Annotated in this window: 22 protein-coding genes; 12 read left to right on the top strand and 10 right to left on the bottom strand. The window is 62.8% G+C overall.

What is annotated here, in order from left to right; translation table 11 throughout:
- Positions 1–52 precede the first annotated feature (52 nt).
- On the top strand, positions 53–2,131 hold the full coding sequence (locus tag U0L91_RS12425; protein WP_330047386.1) for an elongation factor G: 2,079 nt from the start codon (positions 53–55) through the stop codon (positions 2,129–2,131).
- Positions 2,132–2,188: 57 nt separating this feature from the next.
- Here U0L91_RS12425 and U0L91_RS12420 read toward each other — a convergent pair whose 3' ends face one another.
- A complete protein-coding gene (locus tag U0L91_RS12420; protein WP_330047384.1) occupies positions 2,189–3,061 on the bottom strand; it encodes an N-acetylmuramoyl-L-alanine amidase family protein in 873 nt (290 codons plus the stop codon).
- Positions 3,062–3,149: 88 nt separating this feature from the next.
- Positions 3,150–4,139 (bottom strand): LCP family protein, encoded by a 990-nt coding sequence (locus U0L91_RS12415; RefSeq protein ID WP_330047382.1) that lies wholly within the window; start codon positions 4,137–4,139, stop codon positions 3,150–3,152.
- Between U0L91_RS12415 and U0L91_RS12410 the strand changes: the two genes are divergently transcribed.
- Both U0L91_RS12410 and U0L91_RS12405 read left to right on the top strand, forming a co-directional pair.
- Positions 4,138–4,290, top strand: a complete 153-nt coding sequence (locus tag U0L91_RS12410) for a hypothetical protein (RefSeq protein ID WP_330047380.1) — start codon at positions 4,138–4,140, stop codon at positions 4,288–4,290. The genes U0L91_RS12415 and U0L91_RS12410 overlap by 2 nt on opposite strands.
- Positions 4,291–4,439: 149 nt before the next feature.
- The gene (locus U0L91_RS12405) at positions 4,440–4,691 is read left to right on the top strand and encodes an AbrB/MazE/SpoVT family DNA-binding domain-containing protein (protein WP_330047378.1); all 252 of its coding nucleotides are present in this window, start codon (positions 4,440–4,442) and stop codon (positions 4,689–4,691) included.
- A 17-nt stretch (positions 4,692–4,708) separates the two neighbouring features.
- Here the strand turns inward: U0L91_RS12405 and U0L91_RS12400 are convergent, their stop codons facing one another.
- A complete protein-coding gene (locus U0L91_RS12400) occupies positions 4,709–5,395 on the bottom strand; it encodes a helix-turn-helix domain-containing protein (RefSeq protein ID WP_330047376.1) in 687 nt (228 codons plus the stop codon).
- A gap of 238 nt (positions 5,396–5,633) precedes the next feature.
- Here U0L91_RS12400 and U0L91_RS12395 point away from each other — a divergent pair, with 238 nt between their 5' ends.
- Complete coding sequence (locus tag U0L91_RS12395) at positions 5,634–6,272, top strand: histidine phosphatase family protein (RefSeq protein WP_330047374.1); 639 nt, start codon at positions 5,634–5,636, stop codon at positions 6,270–6,272.
- 59 nt (positions 6,273–6,331) lie between these two features.
- On the opposite strand, the gene U0L91_RS12390 is transcribed toward U0L91_RS12395, so the two are convergent.
- Together U0L91_RS12390 and U0L91_RS12385 are read right to left on the bottom strand one after the other, a co-directional pair.
- On the bottom strand, positions 6,332–7,771 hold the full coding sequence (locus U0L91_RS12390) for a DUF3048 domain-containing protein (protein WP_330047372.1): 1,440 nt from the start codon (positions 7,769–7,771) through the stop codon (positions 6,332–6,334).
- Between the two features lie 85 nt (positions 7,772–7,856).
- A complete protein-coding gene (locus tag U0L91_RS12385; protein WP_330047369.1) occupies positions 7,857–9,377 on the bottom strand; it encodes a DUF3048 domain-containing protein in 1,521 nt (506 codons plus the stop codon).
- A 234-nt stretch (positions 9,378–9,611) separates the two neighbouring features.
- Between U0L91_RS12385 and U0L91_RS12380 the strand changes: the two genes are divergently transcribed.
- Positions 9,612–10,436: a DUF624 domain-containing protein gene (locus tag U0L91_RS12380; protein ID WP_330047368.1), complete on the top strand. Its 825-nt coding sequence runs from the start codon at positions 9,612–9,614 to the stop codon at positions 10,434–10,436.
- Positions 10,437–10,510: 74 nt separating this feature from the next.
- On the opposite strand, the gene rlmD is transcribed toward U0L91_RS12380, so the two are convergent.
- Positions 10,511–11,680, bottom strand: a complete 1,170-nt coding sequence (gene rlmD, locus U0L91_RS12375; protein WP_330047366.1) for a 23S rRNA (uracil(1939)-C(5))-methyltransferase RlmD — start codon at positions 11,678–11,680, stop codon at positions 10,511–10,513.
- A gap of 104 nt (positions 11,681–11,784) precedes the next feature.
- Here rlmD and U0L91_RS12370 point away from each other — a divergent pair, with 104 nt between their 5' ends.
- A complete protein-coding gene (locus U0L91_RS12370) occupies positions 11,785–12,405 on the top strand; it encodes a flavodoxin family protein (RefSeq protein ID WP_330047364.1) in 621 nt (206 codons plus the stop codon).
- A gap of 38 nt (positions 12,406–12,443) precedes the next feature.
- On the opposite strand, the gene U0L91_RS12365 is transcribed toward U0L91_RS12370, so the two are convergent.
- Positions 12,444–13,004, bottom strand: coding sequence for a hypothetical protein (locus U0L91_RS12365; RefSeq protein ID WP_330047362.1), 561 nt, complete (start codon positions 13,002–13,004; stop codon positions 12,444–12,446).
- A gap of 18 nt (positions 13,005–13,022) precedes the next feature.
- Positions 13,023–13,520 (bottom strand): phosphatase PAP2 family protein, encoded by a 498-nt coding sequence (locus tag U0L91_RS12360; protein WP_330047360.1) that lies wholly within the window; start codon positions 13,518–13,520, stop codon positions 13,023–13,025.
- Between the two features lie 147 nt (positions 13,521–13,667).
- Between U0L91_RS12360 and U0L91_RS12355 the strand changes: the two genes are divergently transcribed.
- Positions 13,668–14,957, top strand: coding sequence for a hypothetical protein (locus U0L91_RS12355; protein WP_330047358.1), 1,290 nt, complete (start codon positions 13,668–13,670; stop codon positions 14,955–14,957).
- A 60-nt stretch (positions 14,958–15,017) separates the two neighbouring features.
- The gene (locus U0L91_RS12350) at positions 15,018–15,233 is read left to right on the top strand and encodes a DUF378 domain-containing protein (RefSeq protein WP_330047356.1); all 216 of its coding nucleotides are present in this window, start codon (positions 15,018–15,020) and stop codon (positions 15,231–15,233) included.
- Positions 15,234–15,276: 43 nt separating this feature from the next.
- Here U0L91_RS12350 and U0L91_RS12345 read toward each other — a convergent pair whose 3' ends face one another.
- Positions 15,277–16,437 (bottom strand): FtsW/RodA/SpoVE family cell cycle protein, encoded by a 1,161-nt coding sequence (locus tag U0L91_RS12345; protein ID WP_330047355.1) that lies wholly within the window; start codon positions 16,435–16,437, stop codon positions 15,277–15,279.
- A 129-nt stretch (positions 16,438–16,566) separates the two neighbouring features.
- On the opposite strand from U0L91_RS12345, the gene tsaE reads away from it, so the two are divergent.
- The 4 genes from tsaE to upp all read left to right on the top strand — a co-directional run bounded on the left by tsaE (position 16,567) and on the right by upp (position 18,900).
- A complete protein-coding gene (gene tsaE / locus U0L91_RS12340) occupies positions 16,567–16,986 on the top strand; it encodes a tRNA (adenosine(37)-N6)-threonylcarbamoyltransferase complex ATPase subunit type 1 TsaE (RefSeq protein WP_330047353.1) in 420 nt (139 codons plus the stop codon).
- 18 nt (positions 16,987–17,004) lie between these two features.
- Positions 17,005–17,730: a tRNA (adenosine(37)-N6)-threonylcarbamoyltransferase complex dimerization subunit type 1 TsaB gene (gene tsaB / locus U0L91_RS12335; protein WP_330047351.1), complete on the top strand. Its 726-nt coding sequence runs from the start codon at positions 17,005–17,007 to the stop codon at positions 17,728–17,730.
- 16 nt (positions 17,731–17,746) lie between these two features.
- On the top strand, positions 17,747–18,205 hold the full coding sequence (rpiB, locus tag U0L91_RS12330; RefSeq protein WP_330047349.1) for a ribose 5-phosphate isomerase B: 459 nt from the start codon (positions 17,747–17,749) through the stop codon (positions 18,203–18,205).
- Between the two features lie 65 nt (positions 18,206–18,270).
- The gene (gene upp, locus U0L91_RS12325; RefSeq protein WP_330047348.1) at positions 18,271–18,900 is read left to right on the top strand and encodes a uracil phosphoribosyltransferase; all 630 of its coding nucleotides are present in this window, start codon (positions 18,271–18,273) and stop codon (positions 18,898–18,900) included.
- Between the two features lie 93 nt (positions 18,901–18,993).
- Here the strand turns inward: upp and U0L91_RS12320 are convergent, their stop codons facing one another.
- Positions 18,994–20,373, bottom strand: a complete 1,380-nt coding sequence (locus U0L91_RS12320) for an MATE family efflux transporter (RefSeq protein ID WP_330047347.1) — start codon at positions 20,371–20,373, stop codon at positions 18,994–18,996.
- Between the last annotated feature and the right edge of the window lie 142 nt (positions 20,374–20,515).

Raw genomic sequence — 20,515 nt, 5'->3', positions numbered from 1 at the left:
CTTCGCCGGGCGGGGAGAGCTTTTCCCGGCGCGAAAAGAGGTTTGTAAGACAATGGAATACGCCAGTAAGGACATCCGCAACATCCTTGTCGCCGGCCACGCGGGCTGCGGCAAGACCACCCTGGTGGAAGCTCTGCTGTACATGAGCGGCGCCACCGAGCGTATGGGCCGTGTGGAAGACGGCACCACCGCCAGCGATTTTGATCCCGAAGAAACCCGCCGCAAAGCATCGCTGAACTCCAGCGTTGTGCCGGTGGAGAAGGACGGCGTCAAATACAACCTGATCGACGTTCCCGGCCTGTTTGATTTTGAGACCGGTGCCGCCGAGGGCGTCATGGCCGCCGAGAGCGTGCTGATCTGCGTTTCGGGCCGTTCCGGCGTGACGGTCGGCGCCGAAAAGGCCTACAAGCTGGCACTGCGCCACAACAAGGCCCGGATGGTGTTTGTCACCAAGTCCGACCTGGAAAATTCCGACTACTTCAAGATTCTTGAACAGCTCAAGATCAAGTTCGGTCCCTCCATCTGCCCCTGCGTTGTGCCGGCGCGGCTGGATGACGGAACCATCGCCTACATCAACCTGTTCAGCCAGAAGGCGTTCAAATACGAGAGCGGCAAGCAGATCCAGATCGAGATGCCCGACATCGGCCACCGTTTCGAGGGTCTGATCCAGGCCATGAATGAGGCCATCGCCGAGACCGACGAAGCCCTGATGGAAAAATTCTTTGAGGGTGAGCCCTTCACCACCGAAGAGATTGTTTCCGGCATGGCCGCGGGCGTCCGCAGCGGCCAGATCACGCCGGTTTTCTGTGGCAGCGCCGTCAACCTGCAGGCGCTGGATATGCTGCTGTACAACCTCAAGGAGCTGCTGCCCGCCGCGTCCTCGGCCACGGCCGTGGGTGTCGATGGGGACGGCAATCCTGTGGAGATCCCCGTGGAGGAGGACGGACCGCTGTGCGCTTACGTCTTCAAGACGGTGGCTGACCCCTTCGTGGGCAAGCTGAGCTTCATCAAGGTGCTGGCCGGCAAGCTGAGCGCCACCTCCAATGTGGTCAATGCGCGCACCGGTCAGCCTGAGCGCCTGGGCAAGACGCTGACCATCTGCGGCAAAAAGCAGACCGACACCCCCGCCATCGGCGCCGGTGACATCGGTGCGGTCGCCAAGCTGGCCACCGCCAAGACCGGCGATACGCTCTGCGCACCGGGCCGCGTTGTGTCGCTGCCCGCTCCCTCCTACCCGGTCGCCTGCTACCGTATGGCCGTCAAGGTCACCAAGAAGGGCGATGAGGGCAAGGTATCCGGCGCGCTGTCCCGCCTGATGGAGGAAGATCCGTCCATCACCTTTGTGGTCGATCCCGAAACCAAACAGCAGATCATCAGCGGTCTGGGCACCCAGCACCTCGAAGTGGCGGTGGCCAAGCTGAAGAACAAGTTCGGCGTCGAGATTTCGCTGGAGGTTCCGCGTGTTCCCTATCGCGAATCCATCCGCAAGAGCTGCAAGGCCCAGGGCCGTCACAAGAAGCAGACCGGCGGTCACGGCCAGTTCGGCGATGTCTGGATTCAGTTCGAGCCCATCGAGGGCGATGACATCGTCTTTGAGGAGAACGTGTTCGGCGGCAGTGTGCCGAAGAACTTCTTCCCCGCCGTCGAAAAGGGCGTGCGTCAGGCGGCCCAGCACGGCGTTCTGGCCGGCTACCCGATGGTCGGCATGAAAGCCACGCTGCTGGACGGCAGCTATCACCCCGTTGACTCCAGCGAAATGGCCTTCATCATGGCCGCCAAGCTGAGCTACAAGGCCGCCATTCCCGAGGCCGGCCCCGTTCTGCTGGAGCCCATCGGTACCCTGAAAGCCCACGTTCCCGCCGAGAATACCGGCGACATCATGGGCGAGGTCACCAAGCGCCGCGGCCGTGTTCTGGGCATGAACCCCGACGACGACGGCGAGCAGATTGTGGAGGCCGAAGTGCCCATGAGCGAGATGCAGGACTTCACCACCTTCCTGCGGCAGCTGACCCAGGGCCGCGGCTGGTTCACCTTTGACTTTGTCCGCTACGAGACCCTGCCCCAGATGCTGGAGAGCAAGGTCATCGAGCAGGCCAAGGCGATGGGCAACCTTGCCGAGGATGACGCCTGATTCCTGAATAGCAGACCGCCCCTCCGTGCACAGCACGGAGGGGCGGTTTTTTGTGGTTTATTCGCCGGCCATGGTGGATTCCCACCAGGCGCAGATCGCGTTGTAATAGGCCTGTGCGGCGCGCTGGCAGCCTTCCTGCGAAGCGAAGGAAGCGGCGTCCGACGGGCTTGTGAGGAAGCACTGCTCGACCAGAATGGCGGGGCAATCGGCGGCTTCCAGGATGCCGAAGCTGGGGTCGCTGTGGGTGCTCTCGTCGCTGGACTCAAAGACCAGGCGGTCGTCCCCTGACCCGAAGTATATGTAGCGCACACCGTTCTCCCCGCGCAGCGAGGCCCCGGCGTTCTGGATCTCGGCGGCGACCAGCTGGGCCAGCTGCAGACTGTCCTCGTGGTTGCTGTGGCCCGGCGTGACGGGGTAACATTCAAATCCGTCGGTGGTGCTGCTGGCGTCGGCGTTGCCGTGGATCGAGAAGAGCAGCACGGCGCCCGCATCGTTGGCGCGGGCGGCACGCTCGGCCGGCTCGACGCGGGGGACCGAAGAATCCTGGCTTTCGGATTCGCTCAGCGTCAGAATCGGGGCAAACCGCCCGTCCTGCGTCAGCAGATCGGCCAGATCGTTGGCCGTCTGCCAGGTCATCTGATATTCCCACACGCCGCTGCCCTCGCTGCCGGGATCGACGCCGCCATGGCCGGGGTCGATCGCAATGATGGGCAGATTGCTGGCCGCGGGGATCGCGGGCGCATCCTGTGACGCGGGTGCCTCGGCGCCGGCCGGCAGCACGCCGATTTTGGGCAGCACCACGAGCACCGAGGCCGCAACGATCAGAAAGGAGGCAAGAAACAGACCGCGGCAGATCCGCTGGCGTCGGCGCCGGCGGCGGCGCGCGGCGCTGCGTCTGCGGGGCGGTTGTGTCTTTTGTTGTACAGCCAAGGCTGTCCACCATCCTTTCTGTTTTATCTTCCGGTTGTTAGTTTACAATTCAAACGTTTCCAACTTGTTTCGGCAGGATCTGCCGGAATCAGCCCAGTTCGGCAAGATTCTGCACACTGCCCTCCAGATAGTCGTCATTTTCCTTGTCCACAGCCGGGTAATTCAGCTGCTCCGGCGTCAGATTCTGTCCGAAACGCAGATTGAGCAGCGGCGCAATGATCTCGGGGTCCCACTTCACGACATTCTGGTTTTCCACCACGCTGAAGTAACAGCTCGGCGACGAGAAGGTCACATTGGCGGCCTCCACCGTCTCGAGGCTGGCGGCCAGACGGACCAGCGTCTCGGCCTGCAGATTGGTCTTGAGATACGGGGCAATGGCGGGAATCAGCTTGACGGCGTCCGCTGCCGTGCAGCTGCGGGCGTAGGACAGCAGCCCCGCAAAGACCCGGCGCAGCATGGCCTGGCGGCCGAAGTCGCCGTCCGGATACACCTTGCGCACCCGGACCAGGAAATCCACCGAATTCCGGTCCAGCAGGAACCGGCCGGCGGGCAGATAGGAATCCTGCATCCGCAGCTCGGTGGGGATGTCCACCTCAACGCCGCCGATATACTCGACAATATCCCCGAGGCCGCCCAGATCCAGCGCCAGATAGCCGTCCACCGGCATCTGCAGCAACTCACTCACCGACTCGCAGAGCGCCTCACAGCCCGCCTGTGTCCCCTCCCGGGTGGCATTGCGGATGACCGTGCCGTCTTCCAGCAGCAGGTCCCGGGGAATCTGGAGCAGTTCCAGCCGTCCGGCATCGCAGTCCCAGAGGGTGTAGAGCACGCTGTCGGCGCAGGCGGTTTTCCCGTCGTCCGCGGTATCGGTTCCCACCAGCAGCAGCCGGACCGTGCCGGTGTAGGGCTGGGCTTCCTCCTGGGAAGAGGCGCCCAGCGGCTTGAGAGGGGTACTGGGGATTTTCCTGCCCGTGCCCACTATCACGGCAGCGGCGACCGCCGCCAGCAGGACGACCCCCGCGATGATCCCGACAATCCTGCGGGTCGGATGATTTGCAGAACGGAAAGGATGCAGCATGGCAAAATCCTCCTTGAAGATGGTCTGGTTTCCTTTTTCCGACTCCAGCATAGCGGGGGCAGGTATCGAAGATGTAAACCTACAAAAAACTCTGCCCGCCGCCCAGGCAGCGCGCAGAGTGTCAGAAATCAGGGTTGGTTTTGCAGAATGACGGCTACAACAAAAAATCGTAAAATCTTCGTTTCCAAATATTGACAATTTTGGCAGAAAAAGGTATACTATCCACAAGAAGTTGAGTTACTTCGCGGTCTTTCGCGCCATATTTTGGCGAACCGTGGTGCATGTAAGGAGATAGCCTGTATGAAATCGACCGGAATCATCCGCAATATTGACAGTCTGGGCCGTTTTGTGCTGCCCAAGGAACTGCGCCTTGCGTTTGGGATCACCGTGGACACGCCGCTGGAGATCTTTACCGAGGATGACACCATCCTGCTGCGGAAATACCGGCCGGCGGGCTGCTGTGATCTGTGCGGCGAAGTGACGGCCGACACCGTGGTGTACCGCGGCAAGCACATCTGTGCGGCCTGCCGCCGGGAACTGGCCTCGCTGTAAAGCGGGGGAAAAGGAGATCACCGGCCTTCGCGGCGGATGGTCTCCTCACTGTTCTTGATCAGGTTCATCAAGCTGGTCGCGTGGCGCGGATAGTCGCGGGCCAGCGATTCGGTGGTCATCTCAAAGGCGGCGGTGTTGGGGCGCTCCCCGAGTTCGCCGGCCACCGTAGCGGCCAGCTCCCCTTCCTGCCAGGACATGGCGGCGTTGGCGTCATGCTCCCACCGGGCGGGGGTCACGCGGAACATGCTGGCCACATTGCCCGGCGCCGACTGGTAGAGCCGGCGGAACATCCGATAGACCGAGAGCATCAGATAGTTGCTCACCGCCACCACAATGCGCTTGTCGCGGCATTTTTCCAGCTTGTCAAAGAGAATATCCAGCGAGTTTTCGATCAGCTTTTTATACATCGTGGGCAGAACACTGCCGTGATAAATGCTGCCGCTGGTGGAACCGCCCGTTTCGGGCAGGTCCTCCACCGTGATGGTGGCTCCGCTGCGCTCGGCACTGCGCCCGAGAAGATAATCGCAGGAGACGTGGTAGTAATCCGCAACCTGTACCACAAACTCCAGTCCGCATTCCCGGATTCCCTTTTCATAATGCGACAGCTGCGCCTGGCTGATGCCCAGGTCCGCGGCTGCCTGTTTTTGGGTGATTCCCCGCTCTTTGCGCAGCAGCGTAATGATGCGGTTGAATTCCATTGCCATAATTTGCCGTCCTTCACACTATTCTACATGATGTAAATTATATCTGCCAAAAAACGATTTGTAAACATCAAATCCGCCAACTTTTTGATGTTTTTTTTGGTGATTCCCACGCAATTTTTTCGACAGACTAAATGTGGGCTTTTCGCGTGTACAAATTGTATAAATATTGTATGATTTCGTCAAGCCTCGTCGCATTTTGTAATAAAATTGTAACTTTTCGATACGGAGGGAACCTGTCTTGAAGTATTTCAAACTGCATCTGATCCGCCACGGCCTGACCGAGGGCAACCTCGACGGGCGCTATATCGGCAGCGGCACCGATCTGCCGCTGTGCGACCAGGGACGCACCGAGCTGGAACAGCTCCAAACGCGGTACCGGTATCCGACGGTGCCGGTGGTGTTCTGCTCGCCGATGCTGCGGGCCACCCAGACCGCCTCGCTGCTGTTTCCCGATGCCCGCCAGATTGTTTTGCAGGATCTGCGGGAGATGAATTTCGGCAAATTTGAAAACCGCAAGGTTTCCGAACTGGTCAAGGACCCGGAGTTTGCCTCCTGGATGGACCCGACCAGCCGCACCAACCCGGACGGCGCGGAGGACCGCAAGGCCTTCTATGACCGGACCAGCGAGATGCTGATGAAGCTGTTCGAGTATATGATCAAGTCCCACATCGACGAGGCGGCCTGCGTGACCCACGGCGGTGTCATCATGAATATGCTGGCCAGCCATGCCCTGCCCTTCCACAAGCCGGAGGAATGGATGACCGATCCGGGCTGCGGTTACAGCCTGCGTCTGGACACCGAGATGTGGATGCGCGACCATCTGGCCGAAGCGTATGACATTGTCCCCTTCGGCTATCTGGCCGACCGGGAGGACTGAAGTTTTCCAAAAGCAACGCCCCGTTCCTGAGCCCAAGGGCCCGGGAACGGGGCGTTTTGTCAGCCGGCCGCCGAAGGAGTATCGGTACTGGCGGCAGGCGGAAGTTCTGTTGTCGGCTGGGAAGCCGCTTCCGGTCCGGGAGTTGTCTCGGGGGCGGCGGTTTCCTGCGGGAGCAGCGCATTGAGGGCGGACAGGGCCTCATCGTAGGCCGCCTGGCCGGCGTTCAGCGCCTCCTGGGCCGCGGCCTCGCCGTCCGTTCCGGCCGCCGCGGCGGCCTGTTCCTGCAGGGTCTGCAGCTGCTGCTGTGCCTGTTCGACCAGCTGCTGCTGTTCCTCGATCTGCTGCTGACGGCGCTGTTCTTCCTCCGCCGCCGCGGCCACATCGTCGGGGATGCCGCTCTCCAGCAGGGCGGGCTTGGCGGGCAGCGTCTGCTCGGTGCCGTCCTCGGCCAACAGCCGCAGGCCCTGGCCGTAGTAGCCGCCCCACACCGCAAGGAAGCTCTTGCCGGGGTTCACATCCAGCGTGGCGCCGGAAGTGTCGGTCAGATGCAGCGGGGCCGTCGCATCGCCCTTGGTCCAGCGGATGGCCTGCCACCCGCCCTTGGTCAGATACAGACCGTCACCGCCCGACAGGTCATACTGCCGCGTGATGCCGTCATCCTTGATGCCGGAGGAGGCATACAGCACAAACACATTGGTGAAGGCCGCCTGTTCTCCGCTGTCGCCGTCCATCATCGGGCTGCCGTCGGCGTTGTTTTTCAGATACAGCCCCACCTCGGGCGAGTAGACCAGTTCCTCGGTGTCCTGGTCCGAGAAGGTGATATACAGCCATTTGGCGTTCTGGCTCTCGGGAGCCGGACGCTCCGCGAAGTGGAACAGCGGCATATTGGCGCCGTTGGTATCGGTGTTGTAGATGGCCAAGCCCTGACGGACGGACTCGCCGGTGGCATACCAGCAGTTTTCCTCCCGGTAGCCGGACGATGCCCGGTCCTCGTCAAAGGCAAACCCCGCCGTACCGGCATGGTAGCCGTCCAGGTCCTGGAAGGACAGTGCGTTCAGCAGGTTGGAGGCATAGACGCTTTTGCCGATATGCACCGGCACGGCATTGAGCGGCAGCGTCAGCTGGAGCGGAAGGTCCCGGGCCGGACCCACCGGCCCCACCTTGGAGATGCTGTCCACCTGGGAGAACACCGCCGTCAGTCCGGCGGTTTTGCCCTCGGTGACCGCCTCGATCAGCAGATCGGCGCGGGCCACGCCCCACTGGGGGGTGGTTCCTTCCCCGGTGCGGATGCTGACCGCCACCGGGCGGCGGTTCGCAAAGTCGCCCGGCTCACCGGTGAGGGGATTTGCGACCACCGGCTGTTCGGTGGGTGCGGCGGTGGGTGACGCCGTGGCGGAAGCCGACTGCGCATCGGAAGTGCCCTGGCTGCCCGGCTGTGCACAGCCTGCCAGCAGGCCCGCCGCCAGCAGAATGGCCGCCGCTGCCTTCAGATAGTTCATAGATTTGTTCCTCTCTCCGTACAGCGGATGTAAAAAATGCCCGCCCTGCGGGCGGGCATCCGCTGCTCAGTTGGAATCCGGGGGATCAGTCCGCCCAGGGAATGTCCTCCCCACCCTCCGAGGCAGGCTGATCGGCTGCGGTCTCCTGCTGGGTCTCGGTGGACTGGGCTTCGCTCTGCGGCGCGGACGGGGTGTCCGCACCGGAGGACTGGGTCGTGGTCTGGGTGCTGGACTGGGTGGTCTGGCTGCTGGCCTGCGTGCTGCTCTGCTGGCTCGAAGCGGAGGTCTGGGCATTGTTGCGGGCCGCATTGACCAGCTCATCGATGGAGGTGTCCAGCGTCTCGCCGCTCTCGGCGTCGGCATCAATGGACTTGTTGCTGGCCGCCACGGTGGCTGCATCCAGATCAAATTCGCTCAGCAGGCCCTTCTTGAAGTTGACGGCCTCATCGACGTCCACTACGGTCACATAGCTCTTGCCGATGTTGATTTCGCACGGGGTATCGCTGCACTGGCCGTCCTCGTTGAGGTAGTACAGGCGCAACGCTTCGAGCGGGGTGCCCTTCTGCCAGTAGATCTTCTCGCACTTGCCGCCGTAGCAGTAATAGCCGACACCGCCCCAGCTGTACTCGACATACTGCAGGTCCTTGGCCTCGTGGCCGGGATAGGTGTGAATATCGGTGAACAGCACAATGACGTTGGGGAACTGCAGCTGGACATCATCGTATTCCTCATCGATGGTGTCGCGCCAGTTGCCGCTGAAGTTCTGCTGCATCAGGTAGACATTGTTCACATTGTCGTACAGGAAGCGGGTCTTGTAGCTGGCACTGTGGCTGATTTCGACATACTCGCCGTCCGTCACGACGGGGCCGTCCTTGGTGGTCAGGCCGGAATCCTGGCTGTTGGCCAGGTCACGCACCGGGTTCTCCTGCCGGTAATCCACAAAGTTGAAGAAGGTGGAGTTGTAGGTGCGGTTCATATCCACGTTGTTGTCCTGGATATAGTCGGCGATGTTCTGGCCGCTGGTGTACATCGTGTGTTCCTTGGCCAGGCCGTTGCCGTAGCTCTGGCCGCGCCAGTTCACACGGTTGTAGTCGCGGTATCCGTTGGCGCCGTTATTGTTGTTCAGCAGACCGTAGTCGTAGTCCTTCGCATACTGGGTCATGACAACGCTCTCGCCCTCATGGATATACAGCGCCTGCCAGGGCAGGATCAGCTGGAAGAACTGGTCACGGCCGGAGCGGATGGGTCCGATCTCCTCAATGTCATGATAGTCGTTGAACACCGGCATGAAGCGGGTAATGCCGCCCTCGACCTTGATCTCGAAGAGCATCTGGGCGCGGGACAGTCCGCGCTGCGGACGGGCGTCCACGAGGTTGTTGACCATGACGGCGGTGATGCGCTGTCCTTCGGGGTAATCGTCCCCCTTGGGCTCACCGGTCAGCACGTTGGCCTCATAGGGCGGAAGCGTGGGGGTCGGTTCCGGCGTGGTCTGCGACGTGGGTTCCTGGACGGAATCCGCTCCCTGACCGTCGTCGGATTTTTTGCAGGCGGCCAGCATGACGCAGGCGGCAAGAACCGCCAGAATGCAGAAAAAGTAACGTTTCATCAAGCTAAGTCCTCTTTTCTGTCGGGTTGAGTCTTCGGCGTTCCGTGCCCCGGTCCGGCACCCGGCGGCCGCCGTGTGGTAAATTCATTGTACTTGTTTTGTAATGATTTGTAAAGATTAAACCCCGGAATTTTACATCAAGAATTTTTCCGCCCGGCGCCGGCGCTGTTGCCCAACGGGGCAAAAGATGCTATAATTCACAAAAAGAAACCATTTCGTAAGGAGAACAAAGTCATGGGATTTTTTTCATCGGATCGATTCACCCGCCCCGGCCCCGGCGTAAGCCCTGACGCTCCGCGCAAAAAGGGTGCGGCGCGGCTGTTTGAGATGCTGGGCCGCGATATGTGGAGCTTTTTCCGTGCCGGTTTCCTGGCGTTCGTGGGGTCCATTCCGCTGATGGTGGGGATGTTCCTCGCCATTGAAACCCACGCCGTGCTGATGGTCGTGCTGGCCGGCGTGATCGGCGGGCTGATCCTGGGTCCCGAGCTGACCGCCCTGGCCGACACGATCCTGCGCAGTCTGCGCGACGAACCGGGCTACTGGTGGCAGACCTACCGCCGTGCCTGGAAACGCAACGCAAAAGAGAGTCTGCTGCCCGGCGTGATCTTCGGGCTCGTGGTGGGCATCCAGCTCTTTACGATGTTCCATCTGCAGGAACTGGAAGCCTCGTCGGCCACCTGGATCATGCTGTTCGTCAGCATCTTCCTGACGGTGGGGCTGTTCACCTACATCTGGCCCCAGATTGCCCTGCTGGATATGCCCTTCTACGGGGTTCTCAAGAACAGCGTGCTGCTGTTTCTGGGCTACCTGCCGCGCAGTGCGGGAGCGCTGTTCATCCAGCTGATCTACTGGGGCGTGATGGCCCTCTTCTTCCCGCTGACGCTCGGTCTCCTGCCCTTCACGAACTTCTGGGTCCCGACGGTGCCGGCGCTGCTGTGCGTCTACATTCCGCTGGACCGGAGCTTCTCCATCGAAAAGACCATCAACCGGATGCGGGAGGATGATCTGGCCAGCGCAATCGCCCGGGATACCGCCTCCCAGGACGAGCCCCGCTCCTGAGTCCCCTTCCCTATTATAAAAGAAAGAAAGGACGTTTCCCGGCGCAGTGCGCTGTCGGGGAACGTCCTTTTTTGTTACGGTTCGGCCCGCTGCAGCCGGGCGACGACCTCGCAGTGCCGGGTATGGGGGAACATATCCACCGGCTGCAGGGCATCGGTGCGATAGCCGCGCCGGGCAAGCAGGTCCAGGTCGCGGGCCAGCGTCACGGGATTGCAGCTCACATAGACGATCCGCGACGGAGCCAGGGCGGTCACCGCTGCCAGGCAGGCGGGGGTGCTGCCCTCCCGGGGCGGGTCCAGAAAGATCACGTCGGGCCGCAGCCGTCCCGCAGCCGGGGGCGCCGCGGCGGCACGCATCCAGGCCGTGGCATCGGCGCAGACAAACCGCGCATTGGTGATCCGGTTGGTCTGGGCGTTGGCCTGTGCGTTGCGCACCGCGTCGGGGTTGCGCTCGACACCGATGACCTGCGCCGCCCGGGATGCCGCACACAGGCCGATTGTGCCGATGCCGCAGTAGGCATCCACAACGGTCTCCCTGCCGGTGAGCTGCGCAAACTCCAGCGCCGTGGTGTAAAGTTTTTCGGTCTGTTCGGGGTTGACCTGATAGAAGCTGCGGGGCGAGAGCGAGAATTCCAGCCCGCAGAGGGTATCGGTGATTTTGCCGGGTCCGTAGAGCACCCGCACGTCATTGCCCAGCACGGCGCTGGTATGGCGCGGGTTGCAGTTCTGCACCACGGTGGTCACCCAGGGGGCTGCCCGGCGCAGTGCCTTGACAAAATTGTGGCTGCCCGGCAGGCGTTCCTCGGCGGTCACCGGCACCACGAGCACCTGGCCCGTCGAGCGGCCCCGCCGCACCAGCACATGGCGCAGCAGACCGGTCTCCCGGTCCTCCTGGTAGGCAGGCCAGCGGCAGAGCCGGGCCGCTTCCAGCACCGCGGCGATGGTCCGGTTGATGACTTCATCCTGCAGCAGACAGTCGGCATAGGGCAGGACCTTGTGGGAGTTTTCGGCATAGATACCGCAGGTCAGGCGCCCCCGCGGTCCGGCGGCAAAACTGGCAATCGCCTTGTTGCGATAATGCCAGGGGTTCTGCTGGCCCAGGATGGGCGCCGGCGCCGCAAAACGGCCCAGCAGCCGGGTGACGGTCTGCTGCTTTTCGGCCAGCTGTTCCTCATAGGGTTTGTCCAGCAGCGGGCAGCCGCCGCAGCGGCGCGCCTTGAGCGGACAGGTTTTGGGTTCGGACATGAAATGCACTTCCTTTTGCGGGGACTTGCGGCGTATGATATACTGTAAGAAAGGGATGGCGCCGGATGGACCGGCATCCCGATCAGAGATCGGAGGCAACCAATATGAATGTATTACTCATCAACGGCAGCCCGCACGCCCATGGCTGCACTGACGCCGCACTGCGTGAAGTGGCGGCGGCACTGGAAGCGGACGGCATTGAAACCACCATCTTCCACATCGGTTCCCAGCCGGTGGCCGGCTGCATCGGCTGCGGCGGCTGCGTCAAGGCCGGACACTGCGTGTTCGGCGGTCCGGTGGTCGATGTGCTTCCCCTGGCCGAAAAGGCCGACGGGTTCGTGTTCGGCGCGCCGGTGCACTACGCCACGGCCGCGGCCGGGATGCTGGGATTCCTGCATCGGCTCGGATACAGCGCCGGGCGCACGCTGCGCCACAAGCCGGCGGCTGTCGTGACCACCGCCCGCCGTGCCGGCACCACCAGCGCGCTGGAGGCCCTGGAAAAGGTTCCCCAGTTCTATGAAATGCCGCTGATCAGCTCGACCTACTGGCCGATGGTCCACGGCAATTCCGCCGATCAGGTGCCCGGCGACGCCGAGGGCCTGCAGATCATGCGCAATCTGGGCCACAACATGGCCTGGATTCTCAAGTGCATCGAGGCCGGCAAGGCGGCAGGCGTGACCGCCCCGACTGCCGAGAATTCGGTGCGCACCAACTTTGTGCGGTAAAAGCAGCATTCCCCGTCTGGCTTCAGACGGGGATTTTTTTATGATGCCTGTGCTGCGGTCTCGGGCGTGTGGCCGGTGGGATAGACGTTCTGGAGCAGCTCGACGATGGGATCGTAATCCGCCGACCGGGATGCCGCCGAGACATACAGCGTGGTGCCGCAGTCATACGCGATCTCGGCAAAGATCATCTGGTAGCTGCCGCAGTCGTACCGCACCGCCTCGGCCGAGGCGTCCGGCACCGTGAGGGAGAAATCATACCGCACCGTGTTGGTCTCGGCGTTGAGTTCCTCCCCCGACTGTTCCAGGAAATCCGTATAGGTGTCGGTCACCTGCAGCAGCACCGCCGTGTAGTCCAGGCGGTTGCCCGCCGTGATGCTGATGGTGTCCTGCTGCTGCATGACCGGTGTGTTCCAGTCGTTGGCATTGTAGCAGACCGTGATGCCGTTGTCGCCGTCGTAGGTCAGGTATTCCGGTTCGCCGCTCCCCTGGACGAAATCATCGCCGCCGTAGAGGTAGAGCATCACATCGCGGAAGCTGCATCCCGTCAGGGTCAGCGCCGCCAGACAGGCGCAGAGCAGTGCGCCGAGTTTGCGTTTCACAGGTGGTTTCCTCCGTTTTCAGAGCAGAATGGCCAGGATGAGGGCGGCAGCGGCGCCGCCGTAGAGAAGCCCCGCCAGCACGTCGCCCGGATAATGGACCCCGGTCAGCACCCGGGTGCCCGCAATGAGAAGGGCCAGCGCAACCGCCGCCGCACCCAGGGGCGGGCAGACCGTCCAGGCCGCCGCCGCGATGGCCGCCGCCGAAAAGCAATGCCGGCTGGGCATACTTTTGCCGCGGGTGTTTTTGGGGAAGAGCGGCGAAAAATGCAGCGTCTCGTAGGGGCGCGGGCGGTTGATGACACGGCGCAGCACGGTACCGCTGAGAAAGACAAACGCCGGCGCCGCCACCACGGGGAGCAGACGGGCGTCCCGCTGCCAGGCAAGCACGGTGAGCATGCCCAGATAGATCAGGTACACCGCCAGCACGCTGCCGCTCTGGCAGAGGCGAAGCGCCTGTTTGGCCGCCGGGCGGGCATTGAACCAGGCAAAGATGCGGCGGTATCGCTGAGCCGTCATGAGCCGTCCCCCTTCCTTTATCTTTTAAGAATACCATCCCCCCGCGCCCTTGTCAAACCCCGGCGGGCAGGGGTATAATAAAGAAAATTTTCGGCGGGTGCCGGCCGGACCGGCGCCCCATCCTGCCCTTCGGAGGAGGATTCCGTTTTGTTTGAATTTGCCAATTTTCTGCTCCTTGCCCTCTTTGCGGCAGCGGCCGTGGACCTGGTGCGCGGATGGCGCGCCGCCGGGTCGCTGCTGCCCGCGCTGGCCGACCTGTGGAGCCGGCCGCACCTGCTCTTCAGTTCCCGGGCGGAGTCTCTCCGGCTGCGGGCCGGGGCGGCGGTTTTCTGTGTCGGCCTGGCCGCCTACGAGGTCTCGGTGGTCTTCTGCAACAGCATGGCGCGGGAGAACTGGAGCTGGGTACAGGGTGTCCTGAGCCCGATTCTGGAATGGGCGGCCTTTCTCTGTTTCGGGGCCAAGATCCTGCTGGGGACCCGGTACACCTGGGCCGAGCTTGTTGTGGGCGGCGCGCTGTACTTCATCGGCCGCTGGACCTACTTCAACAGTCAGAACATCTGGTGGATCGGCATTGTCGTGGCGGTCATGGCCGCCAAGGACCTGCCGCTGCGCCGTCCGCTGCGCGCCTATCTGATCAGCGGCGGGGCGGCGATGGCCGTGGTGCTGGTGCTGCATTTTGCCGGCATCGTAGCGCCCGATCTGACCAGCGAACGGATGGGTCTGCTGCGCGGCACCTACGGGTACGGCCACCCCAACACCTTCGGCGGGCTGGTGTTCGGCCTGCTGCTGGCCTATGCCCTGCTGCGGGCCGGCCGGGTGCGGTGGGCGGACTGTGCCGCGGCGGCAGCGGTGGGCATCTTCCTGATGGTGGGGCCCGCCAGCCGGACGGCTGCCCTGTGTTCGCTGGCGCTGGCCGTCGGGCTGGCGGTCTGCCGCCTGCGGGCGGGTCGTCCGGTGCCCCGTCTCTGGCCGGCCGGCTGTGCGGCGTTTGCCGTCGCCGAGGCTGCCCTGAGTTACCTGCTGCCGCTGCTCGTCATCAAGGTCGGACCCTGGAACAACGACATCGGGCCCGCCTGGCTGGCCCGGCTGGACTCGCTGCTGACCTGCCGTATCTCGCTGACCTGGATGGCCTATCGCCTGCTGGATGTCCGCATTGCCGGGCAAGCCTTTGACTGGCCCACCGTGGACAACAGTTTTGCCTTTGCGCTGTTCCAGTTCGGCCCCGTCGTGGCGGCGCTGCTGCTCGTGCTGATGGCCGCCGCCCTGTGGGGGCTGGCGCGCAGCGGGCGCCGGGTGGAGGTCTGCTGTCTGCTGATCCTGCTGCTCTACGCCTATATGGAATGTCAGCCCTTCCATCTGACCACCAACCCCACGGCCCTGCTGCTCTGCGGCGCCTTCTTTGCCCAACGCCCCGAACAATGGCCCCGTGTCGAATAATTTGCCGCACTTCTGCTCATACTTCCCACAGAAAGGGGAGTTCGTATGAGTAGTCATTCCATGTTTTACAAATTGTGTCTGCTTCTCGCCATCGTGGGCGGCCTGAACTGGGGCGTCTTTGCGATCTGGCAGCTGGATATGGTGGCCTGGCTTCTGGGAGGTCAGGCCGGCTGGCCGGCACGCATCGTCTACCTGCTGGTGGGCCTGGCGTCCATCTGCCTGATCCCGGCGCTGTTCGCCGGCGATTCCCGGGAGAAGCCGGTCAACGAACCGTGACATGAAAACGGCCCCGACCTTGTTGGTCGGGGTCGTTTTTGTTTCAGTCCACGGGACCTGCCAGGGCCCGGCGGCGTCTCGTCTGCCGCGACACCGACAGAACCAGACCCATACAGAGGTACATCATGACCACGCTGGAGCCGCCCGCCGAGAAGAAGGGCAGTGTCACGCCGATGACCGGCAGCACCTGGAGGTTCATGCCCAGGTTGATGACGGTCTGCCAGAAGGTCGCCGCAAAGATGCCGACGCAGAGATACCGGCCGAGGGTATCGCTGCTGTGCAGGGCGGTGAGCAGGATGCGCACCGCAATGCCCAGCAGCAGCGCGAGCGTGAGCGCCGCGCCGAGGAATCCGAGGGCGTTGGCCAGATAGCTGAAGATGAAATCGTTCCAGGCATTGGGCACAAAGATATGGTCGCCCAGCAGGCCGGTTCCGGTCAGAGCGCCGGTGCCGATGGCCATGGCCCCCTTGTTCTGCTGGTAGGCGAAGTCCGCCAGGGCCGGGTCCTCGGGATGCAGGACGGCCAGAATCCGCTTGGCCTGGTAGCCCTTGAGCAGGTTGGGCCGGATGGTCAGCAGCAGCGCACCGGCCGCCGCAGCGCCGCCGGCGCCGACCGCCACCAGCCAGCCTGAGATGCCGCCCGCAAAGAGCATCATGAGGCCGATGCTCAGAAACACCAGGGCGGTGCCGTCATCGCCCTGGATATGGATGGCCAGCACCGGCAATGCGATGTGAAGCAGAAGGAGCAGCAGGTTGCCGGGCCGGTTGACCTTTCCGCGCACCCGGTCGAGGTGCAGGGCCAGGGTAAGCACAAAACTGATCTTGGCCAGCTCGGAGGGCTGGAAGGTCATGCCGCCCACCCGGTACCAGCTGTAATTGGAGGTACCGCCGGCGTCGTATCCCACCGTGAGGAAATTCAGCCGCACATTGTGCAGGAACAGCGTCGGAGCCACCAGCCCCCATGCAAGCACCGCATGCAGGGGCCAGGCCCGGGCCAGGGCCCGGTAATCAATCGTGGAGACGATCAGGGCCAGCATCACGCCCAGTGCACTGGCAATGAACTGGACCGACGCCTTGTTGATGGAGCCCAGCTGGCTTTGCCCGATCGAGATGAGCACCAGCACGCTCAGCGCCGAACAGGCCATGCAGAGCAGCAGGAACACGCTGTCGATCTGCCGCAGATACCGCCGCGCCAAATGAAGCATCCCTTCTCCCCCTTTCTTCCCAACATTATACCGCAGCGCGGCGCGGTATGCCAAGACCGCAGAAATATTTTACAAACATTCCGGTATGGTGTATAATGGAACCGCTTCAACAGTGGGGAGGTCTGCCGCATGGAAGAATATATCACCCATTCCCGGGAGGAAACGGTGGCACTGGGCCGCCGTCTTGCCGACCGGCTGGCGCCCGGCGCCCTGATCGCCTTTACCGGCGGACTGGGAGCGGGCAAAACGGCCTTCTGCCAGGGTCTGGCCGAGGGCCTGGGCTGCACCGATCCGGTGTCCAGCCCCACCTTTGCGATCGTGAACTACTACCGCGGGCCGCGCCCCTTTGCCCATTTTGATCTGTACCGCATCCACTCCGAGACCGATCTGGCCGCCGCCGGGTTCTACGATTATCTGGATATGGGCGCCATCGTGGCCGCCGAGTGGAGCGAAAACTGTGCCGGGATTCTGGCACAGGAGAACCCCATCATGATCGACATCCAGCGTCTGGATGACACCACCCGCCGGATCACGATCCGCAATCTCTGAGGGGAAGGACTGCACAGCATGAATATTCTTGCCATCGATACCGCCGGAAAAACCGCCGCCGTCGCCGTGATGCGGGACGACACCCTGCTCTACGAGACCGCGAGCAACACGGGTCTGACCCACAGCGAAACGCTGCTGCCCATGGTGGACACCGCGCTGAAAAGCTGCGGCCTGACCACCGGCCAGATTGATCTGTACGCCGTGACGGCGGGCCCGGGCAGCTTTACGGGGCTGCGGATCGGGCTTTCGGCCGTGAAGGGGCTGGCCTTTGCCTGCAATACGCCCTGCGCCGGCGTCTCGACGCTGGCTGCTCTGGCCTACGGCATGGCGGGGGAAGGCACGGTGATCGGCGCCCTGGACGCCCGCCGCGGTCAGGTGTACTGGGCCGCGTTTGACCTGGCCACCCATGAACGGCTGACTGCCGATACCGCCGAACCGGCCGACGCCATGGAAAATTTTGTAAAAGGCTGTAAAAAACCTGTGTTTTTTGTTGGCGACGGCGCCGCATTGTGTTACAATAAGTATGGGTGTGTGCCGGGGGTCCTGCCCTGCCCGCAGCCGCTGCGTGTGCTGCGGGGTGCGGGGGTGGCCCTGGCCGGCAAAGCCCTGTGGGAGGACGGCGGCTGCGTACCGCCGGCGGATCTGCTGCCGGAGTATCACCGGCTGAGCCAGGCCGAACGGGACCGTGCCGCGCGGGAAGCGGCAGACGGGCAGAGCCGTCCCGAGGGAGAAAGTAGTAAATAAAGGGAAAGGAAACGTTATGGCATTCAAATCTGACAAACCCATCGCCCTGGGCGCTGACCACGGCGGATACGAACTGAAGGAAGCAATCAAACAGCATCTGACCGAGCGCGGCATCGCGTTCACCGATTACGGGACGGACAGCACCGCCAGCTGCGATTACCCCGACTATGCCGCCGCGGCCTGCGGCGCCGTGCGGGAGGGCCGCAGTGATCTGGCGATTCTGTGCTGCGGCACCGGCGTCGGCATGTCGATGTGCGCCAACAAGATCCGCGGCATCCGTGCCTGCTGCTGCTCCGACACCTTCAGCGCGGAGTTCACCCGCCGTCACAACGACGCCAACGCCCTGTGCATGGGCGGCCGCGTGGTGGGCCCCGGACTGGGCTGCGCCATCGTGGACGCTTTTCTGGATGCCGAATTTGAAGGCGGCCGTCATCAGAAGCGCATTGACAAGATGATGGCGCTGGAGAATCTGTAACCGAACCCCGCCTGCCTGTGCAGGCTTGGAATATGCGTAATCAAACAAGACAAGGAGAACCTGCCATGAGCGTTGTTAAAATTGTTGACCATCCCCTGATCCAGCACAAAATCAGCCTGATGCGTGACCGCAACACCGGCACCAAGGAGTTCCGCGATCTGGTCAGCGAGCTGGCCACCTTGCTCTGCTACGAGGCCACCCGTGACCTTCCCACCGAGGAAGTGGAGGTGGAAACGCCCATTGCCCTGGCGCGCACCCGTGTGCTGGCAGGCCGCAAACTGGCGCTGGTTCCCATCCTGCGCGCCGGTCTGGGCATGGTGGACGGCATGCTCACCCTGATCCCCGCCGCCAAGGTCGGCCACATCGGTCTGTACCGCAACGAGGAGACGCTGGAGCCCGTTGAGTATTACTGCAAGCTGCCCAAGGACATTGCCGAGCGCGATGTCTTTGTGCTGGACCCCATGCTGGCCACCGGCGGCAGCGCGATTGACGCCATCGGCCAGATCAAGAAGCGCGGCGCCCGCCACATCAAGTTCATCGGCCTGATCGCTGCGCCGGAAGGACTCAAGGCCCTGCATGAGGCGCATCCCGACGTGGACATCTATGTGGCCGCCGAGGACGAATGCCTGAACGAAAACGGCTACATCGTTCCCGGTCTCGGCGATGCCGGCGATCGCATCTTCGGCACGAAGTAACGGACGTTTTCCGCGAAGGGTCTCACAAAAGCAAAAAGGAACGGGTACCCGGCATCGGTCGGGTACCCGTTCCTTTTTTGTCTGACAGAAATCTCAGGCTTCTGCGGTGCTGCCTTCCTTGGCCGCGATGCAGCGCTTCATCCAGCCGCCCTTGAGGTAGTACACGACGAACAGCAGGCTGGCGACGGTCCAGGTCAGCGGATAGCTGAACTCGACGGCCGTGACGTCATGCCAGCGGGGCAGCGCGACAATCAGCCAGAGCACCCGCAGGCCGCAGACGCCGAACACCGTGATGATGGTGGGAACCTTCACGTCGCCGCAGCCGCGCAGTGCGCCGGAGAGGATCTCAATGCAGATGTAGGTCATGTAGGCCGGCACCAGGAAGTGCATCATCTGGACGCCCTGGGCGATGACGGCCTCATCGTCGCTGAACAGCCGGAACAGGAAGGCGGCCAGCGGATACAGGATCAGGCTGATGGCCAGCGTGGTGCCGGCCGTCATGGCCAGGCAGACCCGCGTGCCGCGCCGCACCCGGTCATACAGCCGGGCGCCGAAGTTCTGGCCCGTGAAGGTCGTGACGGCGATGCCGAAGGAGCTGACCGTCATCCAGAACAGGAAATCAATCTTGCCGTAGACGCTCCAGGCTGCGACCGCCGTGGTGCCGAACCCGTTGACGGCGCTCTGGATGATCATGTTGCTGATGCTGTACAGTGCGGACTGCGCCGCGCCGGGCAGGCCGATCCGGCAGATGTCCTGCAGCACCTCCGGCTCCATCCGGATGTGGCCGTCGTGGAGATTCCAGGGCATACCGTCCGATCCCGACAGGCAGCGCAGGGTGAGCACCATGCTGACCACCTGGCTGACGACCGTCGCAATGGCTGCACCGGCCACCCCCCACGGCACCACGGCCACGAGCAGGATATCCAGCACGATGTTGACCAGCGACGCGATGATCAGAAAATAGAGCGGACGTTTAGAATCGCCCACAGCGCGCAGAATATTGGTACCCATGTTGTAGACGATCTGCGGGATCATGCCCAGGAAGTAGATGCGCAGATACAGCGTGGCCATGTCGATGATCTCGTCGGGGGTGCGCATGAGTTCCAGCACCAGCCGGCTGGTCGCCAGACCCAGCACCGTCAGGACGGCACCGCCGGCCAGGGCCAGTGCCAGGGCCGTGTGAACCTGGCGGTCCACCTGGTCGGGGTCTCCGGCACCGAAGCTCTGCGAGATGATGACACCGGCACCGCTGCACAGCCCGACAAACACACCCACCAGCAGCTGGACAAACGCACCGGTGGCACCGACTGCCGCCAGCGCCTGTGTTCCCACAAAGTTGCCGACAATCAGGGTGTCCACCGTGTTGTACAACTGCTGGAACAGCGTTCCGAACCAGATCGGCAGAAAGAAGAGCAGCAGCTGTCTGGGAATGCTGCCGGTCAGAATTCCGTTTTGGCTGACGGTCGTTCGCATAATGGTGCAATCCTCCGGATAGTTTTTGGCAAAAAATTCACGCACCGGTTGGATTCGGTGCGTTTTTCATATTCCTTACCTGTCTAATTTATGCTATAATCAGGATAATGTCAAGTCAGCGCATCGTAAAATTTTCGCGGTG

The organism is Gemmiger sp., assembly GCF_036306485.1.
Taxonomy (GTDB): Bacteria; Bacillota; Clostridia; order Oscillospirales; family Ruminococcaceae; genus Gemmiger.
Note: the sequence above shows the minus strand (reverse complement) of the source record. Positions and strands in the feature narration are given on the sequence as shown.